The 22155-nt window shown below is 70.0% G+C and carries 25 protein-coding genes; 8 read left to right on the top strand and 17 right to left on the bottom strand.

All coding sequences use genetic code 11. The annotated features are described in order from the left end of the window. Window positions 1–157 precede the first annotated feature (157 nt). From QSK31_RS04365 to QSK31_RS04345, 5 genes are all read right to left on the bottom strand, one after another. Window positions 158–763, bottom strand: a complete 606-nt coding sequence (locus tag QSK31_RS04365; protein WP_285681118.1) for an SAM-dependent methyltransferase — start codon at window positions 761–763, stop codon at window positions 158–160. An 86-nt stretch (window positions 764–849) separates the two neighbouring features. Further along, window positions 850–2787, bottom strand: coding sequence for an ABC transporter ATP-binding protein (locus tag QSK31_RS04360; protein ID WP_285681116.1), 1938 nt, complete (start codon window positions 2785–2787; stop codon window positions 850–852). Between the two features lie 69 nt (window positions 2788–2856). Beyond that, window positions 2857–3636, bottom strand: coding sequence for an enoyl-CoA hydratase/isomerase family protein (locus QSK31_RS04355; RefSeq protein WP_285681114.1), 780 nt, complete (start codon window positions 3634–3636; stop codon window positions 2857–2859). Continuing rightward, the gene (locus QSK31_RS04350; protein ID WP_285681112.1) at window positions 3633–3860 is read right to left on the bottom strand and encodes a helix-turn-helix domain-containing protein; all 228 of its coding nucleotides are present in this window, start codon (window positions 3858–3860) and stop codon (window positions 3633–3635) included. The genes QSK31_RS04355 and QSK31_RS04350 overlap by 4 nt, the downstream gene beginning before the upstream one ends. A gap of 473 nt (window positions 3861–4333) precedes the next feature. Then, window positions 4334–5938 (bottom strand): ABC-F family ATP-binding cassette domain-containing protein, encoded by a 1605-nt coding sequence (locus tag QSK31_RS04345; protein WP_285681110.1) that lies wholly within the window; start codon window positions 5936–5938, stop codon window positions 4334–4336. A 209-nt stretch (window positions 5939–6147) separates the two neighbouring features. Here QSK31_RS04345 and ypfJ point away from each other — a divergent pair, with 209 nt between their 5' ends. After that, window positions 6148–7065: a KPN_02809 family neutral zinc metallopeptidase gene (ypfJ, locus tag QSK31_RS04340; RefSeq protein WP_285681108.1), complete on the top strand. Its 918-nt coding sequence runs from the start codon at window positions 6148–6150 to the stop codon at window positions 7063–7065. Window positions 7066–7073: 8 nt separating this feature from the next. On the opposite strand, the gene QSK31_RS04335 is transcribed toward ypfJ, so the two are convergent. Beyond that, a complete protein-coding gene (locus QSK31_RS04335) occupies window positions 7074–7706 on the bottom strand; it encodes an acVLRF1 family peptidyl-tRNA hydrolase (protein WP_285681106.1) in 633 nt (210 codons plus the stop codon). A gap of 22 nt (window positions 7707–7728) precedes the next feature. On the opposite strand from QSK31_RS04335, the gene QSK31_RS04330 reads away from it, so the two are divergent. Next, a complete protein-coding gene (locus QSK31_RS04330; RefSeq protein WP_285681104.1) occupies window positions 7729–8403 on the top strand; it encodes a DNA alkylation repair protein in 675 nt (224 codons plus the stop codon). Between the two features lie 80 nt (window positions 8404–8483). Here the strand turns inward: QSK31_RS04330 and QSK31_RS04325 are convergent, their stop codons facing one another. Next, window positions 8484–9086, bottom strand: coding sequence for a LysE/ArgO family amino acid transporter (locus QSK31_RS04325; protein WP_285681102.1), 603 nt, complete (start codon window positions 9084–9086; stop codon window positions 8484–8486). 169 nt (window positions 9087–9255) lie between these two features. On the opposite strand from QSK31_RS04325, the gene QSK31_RS04320 reads away from it, so the two are divergent. The 3 genes from QSK31_RS04320 to QSK31_RS04310 are packed head-to-tail and all read left to right on the top strand — an operon-like array spanning window position 9256 to window position 10775. Further along, complete coding sequence (locus QSK31_RS04320; RefSeq protein WP_285681100.1) at window positions 9256–9969, top strand: histidine phosphatase family protein; 714 nt, start codon at window positions 9256–9258, stop codon at window positions 9967–9969. A 17-nt stretch (window positions 9970–9986) separates the two neighbouring features. Next, window positions 9987–10310, top strand: a complete 324-nt coding sequence (locus QSK31_RS04315) for a nuclear transport factor 2-like protein (RefSeq protein ID WP_285681098.1) — start codon at window positions 9987–9989, stop codon at window positions 10308–10310. A 42-nt stretch (window positions 10311–10352) separates the two neighbouring features. Then, window positions 10353–10775, top strand: a complete 423-nt coding sequence (locus tag QSK31_RS04310) for a hypothetical protein (protein WP_285681096.1) — start codon at window positions 10353–10355, stop codon at window positions 10773–10775. A 154-nt stretch (window positions 10776–10929) separates the two neighbouring features. Here the strand turns inward: QSK31_RS04310 and QSK31_RS04305 are convergent, their stop codons facing one another. The 9 genes from QSK31_RS04305 to QSK31_RS04265 form a co-directional block, all read right to left on the bottom strand. Then, a complete protein-coding gene (locus QSK31_RS04305) occupies window positions 10930–11649 on the bottom strand; it encodes a maleylpyruvate isomerase family mycothiol-dependent enzyme (protein WP_285681094.1) in 720 nt (239 codons plus the stop codon). A gap of 38 nt (window positions 11650–11687) precedes the next feature. Continuing rightward, complete coding sequence (locus tag QSK31_RS04300; protein ID WP_285681092.1) at window positions 11688–12203, bottom strand: metal-sulfur cluster assembly factor; 516 nt, start codon at window positions 12201–12203, stop codon at window positions 11688–11690. Beyond that, window positions 12200–12634, bottom strand: a complete 435-nt coding sequence (gene sufU / locus QSK31_RS04295; RefSeq protein ID WP_285681090.1) for a Fe-S cluster assembly sulfur transfer protein SufU — start codon at window positions 12632–12634, stop codon at window positions 12200–12202. The genes QSK31_RS04300 and sufU overlap by 4 nt, the downstream gene beginning before the upstream one ends. 124 nt (window positions 12635–12758) lie before the next feature. Then, window positions 12759–13985: a cysteine desulfurase gene (locus QSK31_RS04290; RefSeq protein WP_285681088.1), complete on the bottom strand. Its 1227-nt coding sequence runs from the start codon at window positions 13983–13985 to the stop codon at window positions 12759–12761. Window positions 13986–14070: 85 nt separating this feature from the next. Then, the gene (sufC, locus tag QSK31_RS04285; protein WP_285681086.1) at window positions 14071–14841 is read right to left on the bottom strand and encodes a Fe-S cluster assembly ATPase SufC; all 771 of its coding nucleotides are present in this window, start codon (window positions 14839–14841) and stop codon (window positions 14071–14073) included. Beyond that, entirely contained in the window at window positions 14838–15170 is a 333-nt protein-coding gene (locus tag QSK31_RS04280; protein ID WP_285681084.1) for a non-heme iron oxygenase ferredoxin subunit, read from the bottom strand. Before QSK31_RS04280 ends, sufC begins: the two co-directional genes overlap by 4 nt. Before the next feature lies 1 nt (window position 15171). Then, entirely contained in the window at window positions 15172–16302 is a 1131-nt protein-coding gene (gene sufD / locus QSK31_RS04275) for a Fe-S cluster assembly protein SufD (RefSeq protein ID WP_285681083.1), read from the bottom strand. Window positions 16303–16305: 3 nt separating this feature from the next. Further along, window positions 16306–17727 (bottom strand): Fe-S cluster assembly protein SufB, encoded by a 1422-nt coding sequence (sufB, locus tag QSK31_RS04270; protein ID WP_285681081.1) that lies wholly within the window; start codon window positions 17725–17727, stop codon window positions 16306–16308. Beyond that, window positions 17724–18443 carry a helix-turn-helix transcriptional regulator gene (locus QSK31_RS04265; RefSeq protein WP_502872896.1) on the bottom strand — a complete coding sequence of 240 codons (720 nt, stop codon included), beginning with the start codon at window positions 18441–18443 and terminating at the stop codon, window positions 17724–17726. Before QSK31_RS04265 ends, sufB begins: the two co-directional genes overlap by 4 nt. 80 nt (window positions 18444–18523) lie before the next feature. Here QSK31_RS04265 and QSK31_RS04260 point away from each other — a divergent pair, with 80 nt between their 5' ends. Beyond that, window positions 18524–19444 (top strand): COX15/CtaA family protein, encoded by a 921-nt coding sequence (locus QSK31_RS04260; RefSeq protein ID WP_502872895.1) that lies wholly within the window; start codon window positions 18524–18526, stop codon window positions 19442–19444. Between the two features lie 7 nt (window positions 19445–19451). On the opposite strand, the gene QSK31_RS04255 is transcribed toward QSK31_RS04260, so the two are convergent. Continuing rightward, window positions 19452–20135, bottom strand: a complete 684-nt coding sequence (locus tag QSK31_RS04255; protein ID WP_285681079.1) for a TetR/AcrR family transcriptional regulator — start codon at window positions 20133–20135, stop codon at window positions 19452–19454. 549 nt (window positions 20136–20684) lie between these two features. Here QSK31_RS04255 and QSK31_RS04250 point away from each other — a divergent pair. Both QSK31_RS04250 and QSK31_RS04245 read left to right on the top strand, forming a co-directional pair. Continuing rightward, complete coding sequence (locus tag QSK31_RS04250; RefSeq protein WP_502872894.1) at window positions 20685–21920, top strand: cytochrome P450; 1236 nt, start codon at window positions 20685–20687, stop codon at window positions 21918–21920. Window positions 21921–21930: 10 nt separating this feature from the next. Further along, entirely contained in the window at window positions 21931–22125 is a 195-nt protein-coding gene (locus tag QSK31_RS04245; RefSeq protein ID WP_285681074.1) for a ferredoxin, read from the top strand. The last annotated feature ends 30 nt before the right edge of the window (window positions 22126–22155 follow it).

Here is a 22155-nt window from a genome sequence, read left to right as displayed (position 1 = left end):
GCAGGCCGACGGCCAGGTCGCCGCGCGGAGCAGGCCGACGGCCAGGTCGCCGCGCGGAGCAGGCCGACGGCCAGGTCGCCGCGCGGAGCAGGCCGACGGCCAGGTCGCCGCGCGGAGCAGGCCGACGGCCAGGTCGCCGCGCGGAGCAGGCCGACGGTCATCTCGCCGCGGTGAGGATGTCGAGGACGAACCAGTCGTCGGAATGATGTACGACGTGCTCCAGCCCGGGCCGCGCGATCAGGGTCTCGTGCACGTTGAACCCGTCGTAGTTGCCCGCGCCGCCGCGGTCGCGAAAGTGGACGGCCGCGATGTCGCCGCCCGGCTCGAGGCGGGCGAGCAACCCGTCGAGCAGCGCGGTGAGGTCGGCGGCCGACAGGTAGTAGAGCAGGTCACCGATGACGATCAGGTCGAACGTGCCGGTCGGCAGCTCGGCCGGCAGCAACGCCCGCGCGATCTCGACGTGCGGGAACGACGCGACCGCCGCCGACGCCTGCTCGACGGCCGCGTCCACGCAGTCCACCGCGAGCAAAGAGTCGCAGCGCGGCGCCAGCAGGCGGGTGAGCTCGCCGACGGCACAGCCGGGCTCGTAGGCGCGCCGGTAATGCTCGCGGGGCAACGACGCCGCGGTGATCGCATACTTGCGGCGGTCGCTCCATTTCGTGGCGTTGTCCCAGGGGTCGTCCTTCGCCAGGTAGAGGTTGACGAAGTGTTCCTCGGTGAACGACTCGGCCGGCGCGGCGGCGTCACCCCGGGCTCTGGTCACAGGGCCGTCTAAAGTCACGGGGCCGTCTGGAGTCACGGGGCCGTCTGGAGTCACGGGGCCATCTAAAGTCACAGGGCCGTCTGGAGTCACGGCGCAATCTTGTCAGGCACCGGGACGACGATCGTCTCGGCGTCGTCCGGGAGTGGCGACGGCGGGCTGTCCGCCACCGCGAACTGCGTGCGGTACAGCTCGGCGTAGAGTCCGCCGGCGGCGACCAGCTGCTCGTGGCGGCCGCGCTCGACGATCCGCCCGTCGTCCATCACCAGGATCAGGTCGGCGTCGCGCACGGTGCTCAGCCGGTGGGCGATGACCAGCGCGGTCCGGCCGGTGAGCGCCACCGACAGCGCCCGCTGGACCGCCGCCTCCGACTCGCTGTCGAGGTGGGCCGTGGCCTCGTCGAGAATCACGATCGACGGGTGTTTGAGCAGCAGCCGCGCGATGGCGATCCGCTGTTTCTCGCCGCCGGAGAAGCGGTAGCCGCGTTCCCCCACGACGGTGTCCAGTCCGTCGGGGAGGCGACGGACCAGATCCTCGACCTGTGCCCCGCGGATCGCCTCCCACATGTCGTCCTCGGTCGCGTCCGGCGCCGCGTACGACAGGTTTTCCCTGATCGTCTCGTGGAAGAGGTGGGAGTCCTGGGTGACCACGCCGATCGTGTCGCGCAGGGAGGCGAGCGTCGCGTCGCGCACGTCGACCCCGCCGACCAGCACCGCTCCGTCGGTCACGTCGTAGACCCGGGACGCCAGCATCGACGTGGTGGATTTGCCGGCGCCGGACGGGCCGACCAGGGCGACCATCTGCCCGGGCTCGACGGTGAAGTCGACGCCGCGGAGCACCGGCGCGTTCTCCCGCCGGTCGAGCGTCGCCACGTCCTCCAAGGTCGCCAGGGAGACCTCGTCGGCGGCCGGGTAGCGGAAGTGGACCTGGCGGAACTCCAGGCGCCCCTCCCCCACGGGGACGGCATCCGGTTTCTCGGCGATGCCGGGCGCGAGGTCGAGCACCTCGAAGACCCGGTCGAAGGAGACCAGCGCGCTCATCACGTCGACGCGCACGTTGCTCAGCGCGGTGAGCGGGCCGTAGAGGCGGGTGAGCAGCAGCGCCAGCGTCACCACGGTGCCGGCCGTGACGCTGCCGGTGACCGCGAGCCAGCCGCCCAGCCCGTACGTCAGGGCCTGCGCGAGGGAAGCGACCAGCAGCATCGCCACGAAGAACGTGCGCGAGTACATCGCCTGCTGGACCCCGATGTCACGCACCCGGGCCGCGCGCTCGCCGAACCGCCGCGCCTCGGTCTCGGGCCGGCCGAACAGCTTGACCAGCAGCGCACCGGACACATTGAACCGCTCGGTCATGGTCGCGTTCATCTTCGCGTCCAGGTTGTACGACTCCCGGGTGATCTCCGCCAGCCGCTTGCCGACCCGGCGGGCCGGGATGATGAACAGCGGCAGCATCACCACCGAGAGCAGAGTGATCTGCCAGGACAGGCTGATCATCACGGCCGCGGTGAGCACGAGCTGGATGACGTTGCTGACCACGCCGGACAGGGTCGAGGTGAACGCCCGCTGCGCGCCGGTCACGTCGTTGTTGAGCCGGCTGACCAGGGCGCCGGTCTGGGTGCGGGTGAAGAACTGCAGCGGCATGCGCTGGACGTGGTCGTAGACCCGGGTGCGCAGGTCGAGGATGATGCCCTCGCCGATCCGGGCTGAGTACCACCGTTGGGCCAGCGACAGGAACGCGTCGACGACGGCCAGGCCACCGATCAGGAGCGCGAGCCGGATGACGGTCCCCGCGGCGGAGGGGTCGTTGCCGGTGATCGCGTTGACGACGTGGCCGGCGAGCACCGGCGTGGCGACGCCGATGACCGCGGCGAACACGACGGTCACCAGGAAGACGGTGATGTCGGCGCGGTAGGGCCGGGCGAACTCGACGATCCGCCGGGTGACGCCCGTGCTGAGCTTGTGCTTGTTGACGCCGTCGGCCTTCTCGATCGACCGCAGCATCATCCAGCTGTTCATCGGGCTCGTCATCGCTCACCTCCCGGAGGGTCAGACCTGGAGTCTGCCCGCCGGGTACGACAACTTTCCTCCCGAAGGCCCTTATTCCAGAAGGTCGGCTTCCAGAAGGTCGGCCAGCCGCCGGGTCTGCGCTTCCCGTTCGGCCCGGTCCTGTTCCGCGTAGGTCCGCGCACCCGCCCCGGCGATCAGGCCCTTGATCTCGGCGACCGCCCCCCGATCGGCGGACAGTATCGCGGCCGCCAGGTCGGCCACCGCCGCGTCCAGGTCGGCGCGGGGCACCACCGCGGTGGCCAGGCCGATCCGGTCGGCCTCGTCGGCCGAGATGCGCCGGCCGGTGACGCAGATCTCCAGGGCGCGGGACGGGCCGACGAGCTCGGTCAGGCGTTTCGTACCGCCCAGATCCGGGACCAGTCCCAGGCTCACCTCGGCCATGCAGAACCGCGCGTCGTCGGCCAGCACCCGCATGTCGCAGTTGAGCGCGAGCTGAAAACCCGCGCCGATGGCATGGCCTTGCACGGCCGCGATCGTCACCACGGATGGTTCACGCAACCACGTGAACGCGGACTGGAACGCGGCAATCCGCTCCGCGCACTCGTCCGCCGGTAAGCGCGCCAGATCGGGGAACGAAGAATCGCCCTGACTGCGCGCCACCGACAGATCGAGGCCGGCGGAAAATGCGCGCCCCGCACCCCGGACAATGACGACTCGAACCTCTCCCGGCAATTTCCGGGAAATGTTGCCGAGCTCTGCCCACATGGCCGGAGTCTGCGCATTGAGCACATCGGGCCGCGACAGGGTGACCGTCGCTATCGGCCCGTCCTGCTCGTAGCCGACGCCGGCGTCGTTGCTGCTGGTCGTCACGCCTTCTTGCGCCGACGGGCGCCGCCACGCTGGCGGAGCTGAACGCCCGACTCGGTGAGCACCCGATGCACGAATCCGTACGACCGGCCGGTCGATGCGGCCAACGCGCGAATGCTCTCGCCGGAGGTGTAACGCTTCACCAGGTCCTTGGCGAGCGTCTGCCGCTCGCTTCCGACGATTCGGCGACCCTTCTCAGTGCTGGTAGCTGTGCCCGTGGCTGGCATGTTGAATCCTCACGTCCCAGACTGTGCGGTTCATACGGTCTCACCTATTAGAACGCCTCCGACGATCATGCGCCAGGCATCTCGCCCTCCCCAACGTGCCCAATTATCACTGTCAGGAACTTGACGATGACCACGCGCATCAATGTCAGACAGATTGCCGAAGGCCTGCTCCGCGCATGAATGGACCGTCGTCCCCACTCTGCCGGCGCTCGGCGCCCGAGCTTCAAGACCCACGATCACCAGCACAAACATCGACCATGAACCACTTCGTCGAGGGTCACCGTACGTCGATGCGTTGCTCACCCAGAGCCCTGATCCACTGACCGAACGGGCAGAGCTCCGGGAATGTTAACGCTCACCACGCTGACCGATGTCGTGTCCGTTCTGACCGTTGGCGGTCAGACGTCGCACACCCTGTGCGACGTCCAGTTGACAAACAGACACGCACGATGATCAGGATCAATTGGGACAGATCACGCCAACTCGACCAGTTCGAGCAGATCGTCGCTCCACGCGTCCTCGTCACCGTCGGGCAGCAGGATCGCCCGATCGGGCTTCAACGCCTGCACAGCACCCGCATCGTGGGTCACCAGGACGATCGCGCCCGGGTAGTTGGCGATCGCGTCGAGCACCTGCTCCCGGCTGACCGGGTCCAGGTTGTTCGTCGGTTCGTCGAGCAGCAGCACGTTGGCGCCCGAGCAGACCAGCGTGGCCAGGGCCAGCCGGGTCTTCTCGCCACCGGAGAGCACCCCGGCCGGCTTGTCCACGTCGTCGCCGGAGAACAGGAACGCGCCCAGGATCTTCCGCAGCTCGGTGTCCGTCTGCTCGGACGCGGCGCTGCGCATGTGCTCCAGCACCGTCCGGTCGACGTCCAGCGTCTCGTGCTCCTGCGCGTAGTAGCCCAGCCGCAGGCCGTGCCCCGGCCGCACCTCGCCGGTGTCGCTGGCCAGGTGCCCGCCGAGGATCCGCAGCAGGGTGGTCTTGCCCGCGCCGTTCAGCCCCAGGATGGCCACCCGGGAGCCGCGGTCGACGGCCACGTCCACGTCGGCGAAGATCTCCAGCGACCCGTACGACTTGGACAGCCCGGTCGCGGTCAGCGGCGTACGCCCGCAGGACGCCGGCTGCGGGAACCGCACCTTGGCGACCCGGTCGCTGGTGCGTACCTCCTCGAGCCCGCTGAGCAACCGCTCGGCGCGCCGGGCCATGTTCTGCGCGGCCACCGTCTTGGTCGCCTTCGCCCGCATCTTGTCGGCCTGCGCCATCAGCGCACCGGCCTTCTTCTCCGCGTTCTGCCGCTCGCGGCGGCGCCGGCGCTCGTCGGTCTCGCGCTGCTCCAGGTACGTCTTCCAGCCCACGTTGTACATGTCGACGATCGAGCGGTTGGCGTCCAGGTACCAGACCTTGTTGACCGCCGCCTCCAGCAGCGACACGTCGTGGCTGATCACCACGAGCCCGCCCTTGTGCGCCGCCATGTAGCCGCGCAGCCAGGTGATCGAGTCGGCGTCCAGGTGGTTGGTCGGCTCGTCGAGCAACAGGATGCCCTTGCCGTTCTGGCCCGAGTTCTGGAACAGGATGCGGGCCAGCTCGATGCGCCGCCGCTGACCGCCGGACAGGGTGCCGATGGTCTGCGCGAGCGCCCGGTCGGGCAGGCCCAGGTTGGAGCAGATCCGGGCGGCCTCGGCCTCGGCGGCGTACCCGCCCAGGCTGGCGAACTGGTCCTCCAGGCTGCCGTACCGCCGGATCAGCTTGTCGTCACTGCTCTCCTCGAGCTGTACTTCGAGCTTCTGCATCTCGGAGAGCAGGACATCAAGACCTCGGGCGGAGAGTACGCGGTCCCGCGCGGTCACGTTGAGGTCGCCGGTGCGCGGGTCCTGTGGCAGGTAACCGACCTCGCTGGTGCGGGTCACCTCGCCGGCGAACGGCTGGCCCTCGCCGGCCAGCACCTTCAGCGTGGTGGTCTTGCCCGCGCCGTTGCGCCCGACCAGCCCGATCCGGTCGCCGGGCTGTACGCGCAGCGTGGTGGGGCTGATCAGGATGCGTGCGCCCGCGCGGAGTTCCAGGCCGGTGGCGGTGATCATGATTAAGACTCGCTCTCAGAGCTCGAAGGCTGATTTAAGGCACGCCTAAGCACCGGCCAGCCGAGCGGATGGTCGGTGCGGGGCGGTCAGCCTTCGGTGAGCTTCACGGCCGATAGTCTACCGGGCGGCCGGTGGCACTTCCCAACCGATTAGTTCACACAGCCATCGGGTACAAGCGGCCCACCTGCGTATGCACGAATGAGGGTGAGATGGAGCTCAACGAAAACGCCCGGGTCGACACGAGCCAGATCGACGACCAGCGCGGCTCCGGCGGCGGTGGCGGCGGCGGGATCGGCGGCCTGCCCATCGGTGGCGGGGGCATCACCGGCATCATCATCAGCCTGGTGCTCGCCGTTGTCGGCGGCTACTTCGGGATCAACCAGGCCACCGGCGGCAACGAGCCGCAGTCCGGCGACAACACCTCGCTGTCGGCGGAGTGCTCGCAGCCCGACGCCACCGAGAAGCTGGACTGCCGCAACGCCCTCTACGTCAACTCGATCCAGGACTACTGGGTCGAGGCGATGCCGCAGCAGTTCGGCGACCCGTACAAGCCGGCCAAGACGGTGTTCTTCGCCAACCGGGTGAGCACCGCGTGCGGCGCCGCCGACTCCGGTGTCGGGCCGTTCTACTGCCCCGGCGACGACCGGGTGTACATCGACCTCACCTTCTACAAGCTGCTCGCCGACCAGCTCGGCGCGCCCGGCGAGTTCGCCCAGCCGTACGTCCTGGCCCACGAGTACGGCCACCACATCCAGGACCTCACCGGCACCGAGGCCGAGATGCGCCGCCAGCAGCAGCGTGACCCCGGTCAGCAGAACGCGCTGAGCGTCAAGCTGGAACTGCAGGCGGACTGCTACGCCGGCGCCTGGGCCAAGAACGCCACCGGCACCGACGACGGCAGCGGCCAGAAGATCTTCACCAGCATCACCGACCAGGACATCCAGGAGGGGCTGGACACCGCCGCCAAGATCGGCGACGACACGCTCCAGCAGCGCGGCGGCGGCACGGTCAACCCGGCCGAGTTCACCCACGGCACGTCCGCCCAGCGCCAGCAGTGGTTCCGCACCGGCTTCGAGTCCGGCGACCCGAAGACCTGCGACACCTTCAAGCAGGGAGCCGTCAGCTAAGCCGGGGCTCAGGGGTCCCTGACGAGGACGCGCACGGCTCGGGCCGCGGCGATCGCCGACACCAGGACGGCGTGCCGCGGCTCGGGCACGTCCAGGAACCTGTCGGCGCGCAGGGCGGCCAGCGGCGCCAGGTCACGGGCGGCGAGGATCGCGTCGGCTGCCGACCGGTCACCTCCGGCGACGAGCGCGTCCAGCTCGCGTACCCGAGGAAGAAGGACGCGCCCCGCGATGCCGGCGCCGTCGGCAGTGGCCGCCTTCGCCTGATTGGCCCGGCGGCGCGCGAAGCGCTGCTGCGACCACCCACCCGCCGCGGTCCGGCCCTGCACGTAGTGCGTGTCGACCTTGGAGACGGTCAGCTCGGTGCCGGCCGCGACACCGACCGCGACCGCGCCCTTGCGGGCGAGAAGCAGGCCCAGCGTGCGAGGCGCGGTCGCGGTGAGCAGCAGGGCAGCGAGATCGGGTACGTCCGCGGCCCCCGGCGGCGCCTCGAAGGTGGCGGCCGCCCCGTCCGACGCGGTCACGGTCAGCCCGTCCGTGGTGTAGGCGCCGTGCCGGGTGGCGAAGTTCTCCAGCCAGCGTTTCAGCCGCGACGGGTCGACGTCCACCCATCGCCCGCCGCCCGCAGCCGGTCGCGCACTCATGCGATCACCCTATGATCCTGGCATGAGCAGCGTGGCCGACCAGGTGCTGTCTCGCCTCGTGCCGGATTTCGAGCAGGAAGCCGACCCGGAACGGGCCCAGCAGCAACAGGCCTACATGCGCGATCAGTTCCCGTACCTCGGCCTGCCTCTGCCTTTGGTCCGCAAGCTGTCCGGGACGGTGATGCGTGGCCTGCCCCGCCCGGGCGAGGACGACCTGCGCGCGATCGTGCTGCGCTGCTGGGACCTGCCCGAACGCGAGTTCCAGTACTTCGCCTGCGAGATCCTGCGGGCCGGCGCCCTGGGGCCCGGGTTCCTGCCGACGCTGCGGACGATCATCACCACGAAGTCCTGGTGGGACACCGTCGACCCGCTGGCCACCCGGGTGGTCGGCGACCTGGTCCGCGCGCATCCCGAGCTGGTCGCGACGATGGACGACTGGTCGGCGGACGACAACCTGTGGCTGTCCCGGACGGCGATCCTGCACCAGCTGCGCTGGGGTACCGCGACCGACACCCGCCGGCTGTTCTCCTACTGCACCGCCCAGGCCGGCCACCGCGACTTCTTCATCCGCAAGGCGATCGGCTGGGCGCTGCGCCACTACGCCCGCACCGACCCGGCGGCCGTACGCGGCTACGTCGACGCCCACCGCGACGTGCTGTCCCCGCTGTCGGTCCGCGAGGCGACGAAACACCTCTGACGTCGACGACCGTTCGGTCCTGTCTCGCGGATCACCCGAAGCGCGAGGCGCGGACCAGAGGGTGATCCACGAGACAGGACCTAACCCACCAGCATGTGTACGGCCAGCGCGGCGATCACCGCGCTGGAGATCAGCGCGGTGACGAGCCGCCCGCGCGTACCTGTCAGCAGCCGCCCGACCAGCGAGCCACCACCCGCGACGGCCAGCTGCCAGCTCGCCGACGCGAGGAACGCCCCCGCCACGAACCACAGCCCGCCGCCCGCGTCGCCGCGCCCCAGCACGAGCGCCACGAAATAGACGACCGTGGCCGGGTTCAACAAGGTCAGACCCAAGATGCTGAGGTACGCCGTGAGCACGCCGGCCGGTCGTCCACGGTCGGCGGGCGGAGTCTCCCGTCGCCGTACGGCGCCCACCGCGGTGATCCCGGCGAACACCAGCAACACACCGGCGCCCACCCACCGCAGCGGCGTGGCGACCGGCGCCAGCACGCCCGCGACGGCCGACCCTCCGGCGACGGCGAGCACCGCGTAGATCCCGTCCGCGGTGGCCGCACCCAGCCCCGCGGCGGCGCCGACCCGCAACGATTCCCGGGCGCTGAGCGAGACGATCAGCACCCCGATGGCGCCGACGGGCACAGCGATGCCGTAGCCGGCGACGACACCGGCCAGAAACGCCCCGCTCATGACTGCTGGAGAAGGACCGCCATCTCGCCGGCGGGCTTCTGCTGTCGCGCGGCGGGGAGGCCGGCGCGAACAGAGACCCGAGTCAGGCGAATGGCAGTCACGCGGACATCATGCGGAGCCGCCCAAGATCGCGCCACCGATTTCCGCGGCCAGGACCTAGGCTCAGGGAGTGTCTGTCGTTTCGGAACTGATCCTTCTCCGGCATGGTCAAAGTGCCGCCAACGTCGCGTTCCCCGCGGCTGACGCCCAAGGCCATGTGGACAGCGGTCTCACCGGCCCCGACCGCGACGTGGAGCTCACCGACCTGGGGCGTGCGCAGGCCGAGGCGGTCGGCGCCTGGCTGGCCGGGTTGCCCGCCGACCGCGTCCCCGAGGTCCCGATCACGTCGCCGTACCTGCGCGCCCGCGAGACGTGGCGGATCGCCGCGGAGGCGTCCGGCCTGAGCTTCCCGCCGGCGCTCACCGACGAACGCCTGGTCGACCGCCTCCTGGGCGACCTGGAGATGATGACCCGCGCGGCGGTCGCCCGCGATTTCCCCGACGAGGCCCGCTTCCACGGCACCGTCGACTTCCAGTGGAAGCCCCCGAACGGCGAGTCGTTCGGCGACATCCGGGTCCGGCTGACCTCGTTCCTCGAGGACATCAACACCGAGCACGCCGGCCGCCGCGTGGTGGTGACCGCCCACGACGCGGTGGTCCTGATGATGCGCGCGGTGGTCGAGGGCCTCGACTGGGACGCGGTCACCGACGTCTCGGCGGCCGGCGTCCGCAACGCGTCGATCTCGGTCTTCGACGGCCGCTCCGGCACGCTCGTCCTGGACCGCTACAACACCGTCGACCATCTGTCCGAGGTCACGCCCACCCCGCCGAACCCGGCGGCATAGCGAGAAGCGGTCCCGCCATGAGCATCAGCCTCCTGCCGCCGGTGCAGGCCGTCTTCGACGCCACGAACGCCGCCGACTCCGACGCCTTCGTGGCCGCCTTCACCGCCGGCGGCGTGATCGACGACTGGGGCCGCCGCCTCCACGGCCACGACGGCATCCGCGGCTGGGACAGCACCGACAACATCGGCGTCCAGGCCAAGCTCGACCCGTCCGCCGCCGTCTGGGACCACGACGAGTACGTGGTCACCGCCACCGTCTCGGGCAACGGCTTCAACGGCGAGAGCCACTTCCGCTTCCAGATCGCCGACGACCTGGTCACCCGCATGACCATCCGCGCCTGACGGGCTTGACCCTCGACCTTGTCGAGCCTTCACGATCCCCGGATGACGATGGATCTCGACAACCACGTGCTGAAGCTGTGTCAGGACGGCATGCGCGCCGAGGCTGAGGGGCGGCTCGCCGACGCGAAGGTCTTGTTCGAGCAAGCCTGGGCCGGCCGCGCCGACGACTACGAGGCGTGCGTCGCGGCGCATTACCTGGCCCGGCACCAGGACGAGCCCACGGAGACCCTGCGCTGGAACCAGGAGGCCCTGGCCCACGCCGACGCCGTCGGTGACGACCGGGTCGCCGCCTTCTACCCGTCGCTGCACATCGGCGTGGCCATGGCCAGCGAACGGTTGGGCGACCTGGCCGACGCCCGGGCCGCTTACGAACGGGCATCCGGCCATGTCGCCGCACTCCCGGCCGACGCCTACGGCGAACAACTCAGAACGGCCATCACCGACGCTCTCCACCGGCTGAGCTGAGACTCCCGGCGCAGGACGGTCCGCGTCGACCCACGCCCACAGCCGACCCACGCCCACAGATTGCCGAAGCCGACCGAGGTGACTGCCAGCAGATCAGTCCGTGTTGACCCATGAGCGCAAGTTGCCGAAGCCGGCCGAGGTGACTGCCAGCAGGTCAGTCCGTGTTGACCCATGAGCGCAGGTTGTCGAGGACGGCCGGGTCGCCGGTGACGGTGAGGTCGGCGCGCGGGCTGCGGCCGTAGAGGCCGAGCAGCAGGTCACTGGCCGCGCCGGTGACGGTCGTGGCGGACTCGGTCGGTGGGGTGGTGAGCAGGGTCGCGCCGGATGGGGACAGGCCGATGGACCAGGCCTGGCCCTCGGCGGCCGACAACGTCAGGATCGCCGGCGGATGCGGCCAGGCGCCTGAGGAACCCAGGCTGACCTCGGCGAACTCGGCGATCGCGTCGGCCGCCACCTCGAGGGGCAGCGGGGTCGGCTTGCCGATGGTCTCCTCGGCGTCCCAGGCGTGGACGGCCGCCTCCTGCACCTGGTGGCGGGCCACCGCGCCGGCCGTCTCGGGGGCGCCGGACGCGCTCCACCACGTGAAGCACGGCTGGTCGGGCGCCGCCTCGCTCAGCGCCGCCAGCAGCTCGTCGGTGGAGGCCGTGAACCACCCCGGCAGATCGTCACCGGGCGACGGCTCATGCCAGGTGGGGCGCTCGCCGCGCAGGCGGACCGCCTGGGCCCAGAAGCGCTGCACCCCACCGAGGTGGGTGGTGAGGTCGTGCAGCGTCCAGTCAGGACAGCCGGGGACGCGGGCGTCGAGCGAAGAAGCCGACGCGACCGCGTCCCGCAGCACGGCGGAGCGCGAGGCGATCAGAGACAGGTAATCCATGCCCGAAGTTTTAGCAGCGGGGTACGACAGAACCGATCTCAGACGTTGAAGCCCAGCGCGCGCAGCTGGTCGCGGCCCTCGTCGGTGATCTTGTCGGGGCCCCACGGCGGCAGCCACACCCAGTTGATCCGGAAGTCCTTGACCAGTCCCCCGCCGGGTCCGGTGGTCAGGGCCGCGCGGGTCTGGTCCTCGATGACGTCGGTGAGCGGGCAGGCCGCCGAGGTCAGTGTCATGTCCAGCGTGGCGACGTTCTCGTCGTCCACGTGCGCGCCGTAGACGAGGCCGAGATCGACCACGTTGATGCCGAGCTCGGGGTCGACCACATCCTTCATGGCCTCCTCGATGTCGGCGATCGAGGCCTTCGAGACCTCGGAAGGCACCGTGCCGACCGAAGCCGGGGCCGTGCCGACCGAGGCGGGGGCCGTGCCGACCGAGGCGGGGGCCGTGCCGACCGAGGCGGGGGCCGTGCCGACCGAGGCGGGGGCCGTGCCGACCGAGGCAGCAGCCTCGTCGGCCGAAGCGGGAGCCGCCGAAGCAGCAGTGTCGTCCGTCATACCGTTACCTCCACACCGGCACGTGCCGCGGCGTCCTTGAACGCCATCCACGGCAGCAGCGCACATTTGACCCGGGCCGGGTACCGCGCGACCCCGGCGAAAGCGATCCCGTCGCCCAGTACTTCCTCGTCCGGCTCGACCTGACCGCGACCCTGCATCAGCTCGACGAACGCCTCATGGATCTTCGCCGCCTCACCGATCGGCTTGCCCTTGAGCAGCTCGTGCAGCACGGACGCGGACGCCTGGCTGATCGAGCACCCCATCCCGTCGTACGAGATGTCGGAAAGATCGTCCGTGACCCGGACCGTGATCTCGTCGCCGCACGTCGGGTTCACGTGGTGCGCCTCACCGGAGTACGGATCGCGCAGCCCACGCCCATGCGGGTGCTTGTAGTGGTCCAGGATGATCTCCTGGTACAGCTGGTCCGTCATGCGTTGCTCCCGTCGTTGTCGGGGACGCCGGTTTCTGGACGGGCGCACTTTCCCGGCCGGAGACCGGTGGCGCCGACAACGACTCCTCGGGGAGCAGCGCCCGCCGAGCTGGGCGAGGCCATCATCACGAGAACACCTTCTTCACCTGCTCGACCCCGGCGGCCAGCGCGTCGATCTCCGCAGTGGTGTTGTAGAGGTAGAACGACGCGCGAGTCATCGACGAGACGCCGAAGCGGGCGCACACCGGACGAGCGCAATGATGCCCCACGCGGACCTCGACACCCAGGTCGTCCAGGATCTGCCCGACGTCGTGCGGGTGCACCCCGGCGACGTCGAAGGAGACCGTGCCGCCGCGGCCGTCGGGCGTACCGGGGCCGTAGACCCGCACGCCGTCGATGCCGGCCAGCGTCTTCAAGGCGTACCCGGTGAGCTCGATCTCGTGCTCGTGGATCTCCCGCATGCCGATCGCGGAGAGATAGTCCACGGCGGCGCCGAGGCCGACCGCCTCGGCGATCGGCGGGGTGCCGGCCTCGAACCGGGCGGGCGGCGCGGCGTAGGTGGTGCGTTCCATCGTGACGGTCTCGATCATCGAGCCGCCACCGAGGAACGGCGGCATCTCGCGGAGCAGGTCCGCGCGGGCCCAGAGCACGCCGATGCCGGTCGGGCCGAGCATCTTGTGGCCGGTGAACGCGATCAGGTCGGCGCCCAGCTCGACGACGTCGAGCGGCAGATGCGGCACCGACTGCGAGCAGTCCAGCAGCACCTGCGCGCCGACCTCGTGGGCGCGGGCGATGATCCGGGAGACGTCGTTGATGGTGCCGAGGATGTTCGACATGTGCACCAGCGAAACGATCCTGGTGCGTTCGTTGATCAGCTCGGCGAGGCCGGATTCGTCCAGCAGACCGTCGTCGGTGATGCCGAACCACCGCAGCGTCGCGCCGGTCCGCTCGCACAGGAGCTGCCACGGCACGATGTTGGAGTGGTGCTCCATCTCGGAGATCACGACTTCATCGCCGGGGCCCACCGAAGCGCCCAGCGAGTGCGCCACCAGGTTGATCGCCTCGGTCGAGTTCTTGGTGAACACGACCTCGTCGGGCGACCGGGCGCCGATGAACGTCGCCACCTTGGCGCGGGCGTCCTCGTACGCGGTGGTCGACTCGGTGCCGAGCGTGTGCACCGAGCGCGACACGTTGGCGTTGTGCCGCTCCCAGTACGTCCGCATGACGTCGAGCACCTGCACCGGCTTGTGCGAGGTGTTGGCGCTGTCGAGGTAGACCAGCGGATGCCCGTTGATCTCCCGGCTCAGGATCGGGAAGTCCTCCCGAACCCGCGCGACGTCGAAGGCCGTCATGGCTGCGCCTCCTTTGGCATGCCCTTCTGGCCCTCGCCCACTGTGCCGTCCACAGCCGCCGGGTCCTGCCGCTCGGTGCAGGCGGTCATGCCGGGGCGCCCGCCTTCTCGACGAACTCGGCGTAACCAGAAGCCTCGAGCTCTTCGGCGAGCTCCGGGCCGCCCTCCTTGACGATCTTGCCGGCCACGAAGACGTGCACGAAGTCCGGCTTGATGTAACGGAGGATGCGCGTGTAGTGGGTGATCAGCAGCAGGCCGGTCTCGCCGGTCGCGCGGACCCGGTTCACACCCTCGGAGACGATCTTGAGCGCGTCGATGTCGAGCCCGGAGTCGGTCTCGTCGAGGATCGCGATCTTCGGCTTGAGGAGCTCGAGCTGCATGATCTCGTGCCGCTTCTTCTCACCGCCGGAGAAGCCCTCGTTGACGTTGCGCTGGGCGAACGCCGGGTCCATGTGCAGCTTCTCCATGGCGCCACGCAGCTCGCCGGCCCAGGTACGCAGCTTCGGCGCCTCGCCGTCGATGGCGGTCTTGGCGGTACGCAGGAAGTTCGCCACCGACACGCCGGGCACCTCGACCGGGTACTGCATGGCCAGGAAGAGGCCGGCCCGGGCTCGCTCGTCGACGGTCTGCGCCAGCACGTCCTCGCCGTCGAGGGTGACCGTGCCGCCGGTGATCTGGTATTTCGGGTGGCCCGCGATGGAGTAGGCCAGCGTGGACTTGCCGGATCCGTTCGGACCCATGATGGCGTGCGTCTCACCGGACCGGACGGTCAGGTCGACGCCGGCCAGGATCGGCTTCAGCTGGCCCTCGGGCAGCTTCACCGACACCTGCAGGTCGCGGATCTCGAGGGTGCTCACGGCATAACTCCATTGCTCGGTGTCGTCGATACGTAGATGTCGCCGTCGCGGATCTCGACGGGGAAGGTCGCCACGGGCTCGGTGGCGGGTGGGCCGGAGGGCTCACCGGTACGCAGGTCGAAGCGCGACCCGTGCAGCCAGCACTCGAGCGTGCAGCCGTCGACCTCGCCCTCGGAGAGCGCGATGGAGGCGTGCGAGCACTCGTCGCGGACGGCGTAGAACTGGTCGTCGTCGGCGTGCACGATCGCGATCTCGACACCGTCGATCTCGGTGGCGTGGACCGCGCCTTTCGCCACCACGTCGACCGGCCCCACAAACGCGAAGCTCATCTCAAGAGCCCGCCTTGGTCAGCCGGGCCTCGATCGCGTCTCCCAGTCGCTCGCGCAGCTGCTCGGACGGGATCTTGTTGATCAGCTCGGCGAAGAAGCCGCGCACCACCAGCTTGCGGGCCTCACCCTCGGGGATGCCGCGCGCCATCAGGTAGAACAGCTGCTCGTCGTCGAAGCGGCCGGTCGCGCTCGCGTGTCCGGCGCCGGCGACCTCGCCGGTCTCGATCTCGAGATTGGGTACGGAGTGAGCGATCGCCCCGTCGGTCAGGATCAAATTCCGGTTGATCTCGTACGTCTCGGTGCCCGTGGCCGTGGCCCGGATGACCACGTCGCCGACCCAGACGGTCTTGGCCGACTCGCCCTGGAGGGCGCCGCGGTAGCCGACGTAGCTGCGGCAGTCCGGCACACCGTGGTCGACGAGTTGCCGGTGCTCGATGTGCTGACCGGCGTCGGCGAAGTAGATGCCCCACAGCTCGGCGTCGCCGCCGCGCCCGGCGTACTCGACGCTGGTGAACTGCCGGACCACATCGCCGCCGAGAGTGACCTGCACGTGCTCGACCCGCGCGTCGCGCCCGACCTGGAACTTGATGTGCTGGGCGTGCACCGCGGTGGCGGCCCACTCGTCCAGCGTCACGAAGGTCAGCTGCGCGCTGTCACCCAGCACGACCTCGATGTTGTCGGCCAGGGTGGCGTCGCCGGTCTGCTCCAGGATCAGCGTGACCTTGGCGAAGTTCCCGAGCCTGACGTACGTGCGCGCGCCCGCCGCCGCGCCACCGGCGCCGACCCGCCGGATGAGCACCGGCTCGTCGACCTCGGTCTCGGCGGCGACGTCGATCAGCGTGACGCCGGCGGCCGAGCCGTAGGCCAGGGCGCTGATCCGGTCGAACGGCGTGAGGATCGCGTCGACCGACTCGACGTCCTTGATCGACACGCCGGGCGGCAGCTGGTCGTGCTGCCACTCCGGCGCGACACCGGTCAGCGCGGTCGCGGTGATCAGCTCACCGAGCCGTTTGATCGGGGTGAAACGCCACTCCTCCTCGAGCCCGCCGACCTTGGGGAAGTCGGTGACGTCAAAGGACCGCAGCACCTGTGACTTGGTGCTGGGCGGCGGCGCGGTTGTCTCGGTGGACATGGATTAGCCCACTGCCCCTTCCATCTGGAGTTCGATCAGGCGGTTCAACTCGAGCGCGTACTCCATGGGCAGTTCCTTGGCGATCGGCTCGATGAAGCCGCGCACGATCATCGCCATCGCCTCGTCCTCGGTCAGGCCCCGGCTCATCAGGTAGAAGAGCTGGTCGTCGCTGATCTTGGACACGGTCGCCTCGTGGCCCATGTTCACGTCGTCCTCGCGGATGTCCACGTACGGGTACGTGTCCGACCGGGAGATCGTGTCGACCAGCAGCGCGTCGCACTTGACCGTGCTGGCGCTGTGGTGCGAGCCGTCCAGGACCTGCACCAGGCCGCGGTACGACGTGCGGCCACCGCCCCGGGCGATCGACTTGGAGATGATCGACGAGGAGGTGTGCGGCGCGGCGTGCACCATCTTGGCGCCGGCGTCCTGGTGCTGACCCTCGCCGGCCATCGCCACCGAGAGCACCTCGCCCTTGGCGTGCGGGCCGGTCATGTAGACGGCCGGGTACTTCATCGTCACCTTGGAGCCGATGTTGCCGTCGACCCACTCCATGGTCGCGCCCTCTTCGCAGGTGGCGCGCTTGGTGACCAGGTTGTAGACGTTGTTCGACCAGTTCTGGATGGTCGTGTACCGGCAGCGGGCGTTCTTCTTGACGATGATCTCGACGACCGCCGAGTGCAGCGAGTCGGACGAGTAGATCGGCGCGGTGCAGCCCTCGACGTAGTGCACGTAGGCGCCCTCGTCGACGATGATCAGCGTCCGCTCGAACTGGCCCATGTTCTCCGTGTTGATCCGGAAGTAGGCCTGCAGCGGGATATCGACGTGCACGCCCTTCGGCACGTAGATGAACGAGCCGCCCGACCACACGGACGTGTTCAGCGCGGCGAACTTGTTGTCGCCGACCGGGATCACCGTGCCGAAGTACTCCTTGAAGACGTCCTCGTGCTCACGCAGGGCCGTGTCGGTGTCGAGGAAGAGGACGCCCTGCTCCTCGAGGTCTTCACGGATCTTGTGATAGACGACCTCGGACTCGTACTGCGCGGCGACGCCGGACACCAGACGCTGCTTCTCAGCCTCCGGGATGCCCAGCTTGTCGTACGTGTTCTTGATGTCGGCGGGCAGGTCGTCCCAGGTGGCGGCCTGCTTCTCGGTGGAGCGCACGAAGTACTTGATGTTCTGGAAGTCGATGCCGGTGAGGTCGGCGCCCCAGTTCGGCATGGGCTTGCGGTCGAACAGGCGCAGGCCCTTGAGCCGCAGATCGAGCATCCACTGCGGTTCGTTCTTGAGCGCGGAGATGTTGCGCACCACGGCCTCCGACAAGCCGCGCTGGGCGGTCGCCCCGGCGGTATCGGCGTCGGCCCAGCCATATTCGTACTTGCCCAGGGCGGCGAGGTGCTCTTCCTGAGAGACGATCTGGTCGGTCATGTATCCGTCCTAACCGTGGTTGCAATTTCCCGCGCTGGACCCGGGATGTGCGTGGTGCACACCCCGTCGCCGTGCGCGATGGTGGCGAGACGCTGCACGTGGGTGCCGACGAGCCGCGAGATGACCGCGGTCTCGGCGTCGCACAGCTGGGGGAACTCGGCGGCCACGTGCGCCACCGGGCAGTGGTTCTGACAGAGCTGGCCGCCGGTCGCGATCGTGGTCGCGCTGGCAGCGTATCCCTCGGCGGTGAGCGCCTCGGCGAGTGCCTCCGCCCTGGCGATCGGGTCGTCCCCGGCCTCCAGCAGAGCGGTGCGGCAGCGCTCCTCGAGCGAGGAGACCTGGGTGGCGGCGAAGGCGCTGACCGCCTCGGGGCCGCACTGGTCGTTGATCCAGCGCAGCGCGGCCGCGGCCAGGCCGTCGTAGAAGTGCGGGAAGCTCTCGCGGGCGGCGGCGGTGAGCACGAACGTCTTGGCCGGCCGGCCCCGGCCCCGCGGGGCGAGGTTGCGGGTCTCGCGGACCTCGACGAGCTGGTCGGCGAGCATCGCGTCGAGGTGCTTGCGGATCGCCGCCGGGCTCAACCCGAGCTGGGCGCCGAGCTCGGCCGCGGTGGCCGCGCCACGCTCCATCAGCAGCTGGGTGACCCGGTCACGGGTGCGTCCGTCCGGCGTGGCGGCCGTGGCCACCGCGCTGCTCCGGATCAGCACCTCGTATTTCACTACGCCAACGTTACGTATTTCGGCGGGCGGCCGCAAACCAGCCCGCCGGTGATCCGGAACACCCGCGTACGATCCGCCTGGTGACCGTTCGCCTCCCTTTGCGCCCCCTGGCACTGGCGTCGCTGATCACCAACGCCCTGCTGGTCGTGACCGGCGGCGCGGTACGCCTGACCGGCTCCGGCCTCGGCTGCCCCACCTGGCCCAAGTGCACCGCCGCGTCGTACACGACGACCGCCGAGATGGGCGTGCACGGCGCGATCGAATTCGGCAACCGGCTGCTCGGCGTGCTGCTGGGGCTGATCGCGCTGGCCACCTTCATCGCCGCCCTGCTGGAGCACCCCCGGCGGCGGTCGCAGGCCCGGCTCAGTTTCGTGCTCGGGCTCGGCGTGGTGGCCCAGGGCGCGGTCGGCGGTGTGACGGTGCTCACCGGCCTCAACCCGTGGATCGTCGGCGCCCACTTCGTGATCTCGATGGTGATGACCGCCGGGGCGTACGTGCTCTGGCAGCGCACCGCCGAGCCGGACGGCCCGCGTGTCCCTCTGGTGCCGGTCCCGCTGCGCACCCTGGGCCGCATCACGACCGTGGTGAGCGCGGCGGTGATCCTGGTCGGCGTGGTGGTCACCGGCAGCGGCCCGCACGCCGGCGACGAGACCACGCCGCGCAACGGCTTCGACCCGACGAACATCTCCCAGGCCCACGCCGACCTGGTGTTCCTGCTGATCGGCCTGTCCGTGGCGCTGTGGTTCGCGCTGCGGGCGGTGAACGCGCCACCGGCCGCCGTCCGGGCGGCCGGTGTGCTCGTCCTGGTGGAGCTCGGGCAGGGCCTGATCGGCTTCGTGCAGTACTTCACGCACCTGCCGGTGCTGCTGGTCGGCGCTCACATGCTCGGCGCCACGCTGGTCTGGATCGCCACCCTGGCGGCGGTCCGCTCGCTCGCCGCACCCGCCGCCGCCCCGGTCGCGCCGGCCGCGCGGCCGGTACCGGCCACCACCTCGGCCTAGCCGCGCCCTAACCCGCGGCGGGGGCGATTCGTCCGAATCCGGCGAGCCCGCCGTGGTGACGCAGGTGCTCGACGTCCTGATAGTCGACGGGCCGGCCCGGCAGCACCGACGCGGCCGTGGGCCGGAACGCGTCCATCATCAGCGCGAACAACCGCTGGAAGGCCATCTCGCCGAGTTCGTCGTCGGCGACCGGCACCAGCCGGGACACCGCCGCCAGCATCAGCACCAGGTCTCCGGCCGCGATGTCCGGGCGGACGGCGCCCGCCTCCTGGCAGCGGCGAAGCAGCCGGCTGACCACGGCGAGCAGTTCGTCGCGCTCCTCCTGGATCGCCGGCGCGTCCTTGATGGCCCGGACCGCGACGGCCGACACCGACGTCATGACGAAGCTCAGATACAGGTCGCGGATGCTGTGCAGCAGGGCGTCGAGGGCGACCGCCGGATCCGGCTCGTCCCGTTCCAGCCGCCGGGCCATCTCGGCCATCCGTTGCAGGTTGTCCAGGCTCACCGCCTTGATCAGCTCACTGCGGTCCGGGAAGCGCCGGTACAGGGTGCCGATGCCCACCCCGGCCGCGCGGGCGATCTCATCCATCGGCACGTCCGTGCCGATCCGGATGAACATCATCCGGGCCGCCTCGATGATCTGTTCCCGGTTGCGGCGCGCGTCGGCTCGGAGCGGGGCCTGTTGCTCCACCTGCACCTCACCCCTCTGACCTCGATACCCCTCTGACCTCGATCGTGGCCGGAGTATCGCACGAGCCGGCGGCCCGGCCGATCAGAGCCGAACTCCTGCGCACAGGCCGCCGAGGTGGGGCGGGGTCGGTGTGGTCGGGTTCCGACCTCTGGCCGGACTGGATTCGTATGCACAAACGTCGATCTGACTCGTGTTCCCGTGCACGACGGTGAGGATCGGCGACGGACGACCCGAGCGTGCTGGCGGAACGCGGAGTGCTGACCGCGCCTGTGGAGGTGTGGCAGCTGACGGTACGCGGGCCGAGGTGATCGGCCGGCTGGCGAGCCGGTAGAGGCGGTGATCCGCGAGGTGCCGCGGACCCTGTCCGACACATCTTTCGAGGCTGGCCCCCGATCGCGGCGGCCACCGCCGAGCGCGGACATCCGTGCACACGCTCTCGGAACCCGACACGGCCCGCCGTCCCCGGTCGCACCGTCGGGTGTGGACGGATTCCGTCCACTTAGCTACGATGCGGTAAGCGGAGGGAATTCGTCCGGATAATCGATGGGGATGATCATCGTGACCGAAACCGTTCCAGCCACGACCGACGATGTCGCGTTCCCGGTCGCGCGGGGCTGCCCGTTCGCCGAGCCCGCCGAGTACTCGCAGGTTCGCGAGCAGACGCCGATCAGCAAGGTCCGGCTCCAGGGCGGCACCGAGGCCTGGTGGGTCTCCCAGTACGCCGAGGGGCGCGCGATCCTCGCCGACCGCCGGTTCTCCTCGGACCGGCGGCGGGACAACTTCCCGATCCCCGGTGCCGACAAGCAGCTCCGGGAGCGTTTCCGGCGCCAGGCGCCCAGCCTGATCGGCATGGACGGCGCCGAGCACGCGGCAGAGCGGCGCGCCCTGATCGGCGAGTTCACCGTCAAGCGGCTGGCCGCGCTCCAGCCACGCATCCAGCAGATCGTCGACGGCTTCATCGACGACCTGCTGGCCACCCGGCAGCACCCGGTCGACCTGGTGCGGACGCTGTCGCTGCCGGTGCCGTCGCTGGTGATCTGCGAGTTACTCGGAGTGCCGTACGCCGACCATGACTTCTTCCAGAGCCGCACCGCCCTGCTGATCAGCCGGCGCACCCCCGAACCGGAACGCGCCCGCGCCGTCGACGAGCTGCGCGGCTACCTCGGCGAGCTGATCACCCGGAAGGAGTCCGAGCCCGGCGACGACCTGTTCAGCCGGCAGATCGCCCGCCGCCGCGAACAGGGCGCCCTCGACCACCCGGGTCTGGTGAGCATGGCCTTCCTGCTGCTCGCGGCCGGCCACGAGACGACGGCGAACATGATCTCGCTCGGCGTCATCGGCCTCCTCAACCACCCGGAACAGCTGGCCGCGCTCAGGGCCGATCCGCGCCGGACGCCGATGGCCGTGGAGGAGTTGCTGCGCTACTTCACCATCGTCGAGACGGCCACCTCGCGGGTGGCGACCGAGGACGTGGAGATCGGCGGGGTGACAATCCCGGCCGACGACGGGGTGATCGTCTCCGGCCTGTCCGCGAACTGGGACCCGTCGGTCTTCGCCGCCCCCGCCGACCTGGACATCGAACGCGGCGCCCGGCACCACATCGCCTTCGGGTACGGGCCGCACCAGTGCCTCGGCCAGAACCTGGCCCGCCTCGAGCTCCAGATCGTGTTCGACACCCTCTTCCGGCGCGTCCCGACGCTCCGGCTGGCCGTACCGGTCGACGAGATCAAGCTCAAGTCCGACGCACCCATCTACGGCGCGTACGAGCTCCCGGTCACCTGGTGAGGAGGCCATCATGCGGATCAAGGCCGACACCGGCGTCTGCGTCGGCTCGGGTCAGTGCGTACTGACCGGTCCCGCCGTCTTCGACCAGGACGATGACGGCATCGTCACGCTGCTCGTCGACCATCCGGAAGGCGAGGCGGCGGACCAGGCCCGGGACGCCGTCTCACTCTGCCCGTCGCAGGCGCTCTCGATCATCGAGGACTAGCGCGTCCTACCGGAGGCGGGCGACCTGCCG

The sequence above is a fragment of the Actinoplanes sp. NBRC 103695 genome, assembly GCF_030269485.1.
Lineage (GTDB): Bacteria > Actinomycetota > Actinomycetes > Mycobacteriales > Micromonosporaceae > Actinoplanes.
Note: the sequence above shows the minus strand (reverse complement) of the source record. Positions and strands in the feature narration are given on the sequence as shown.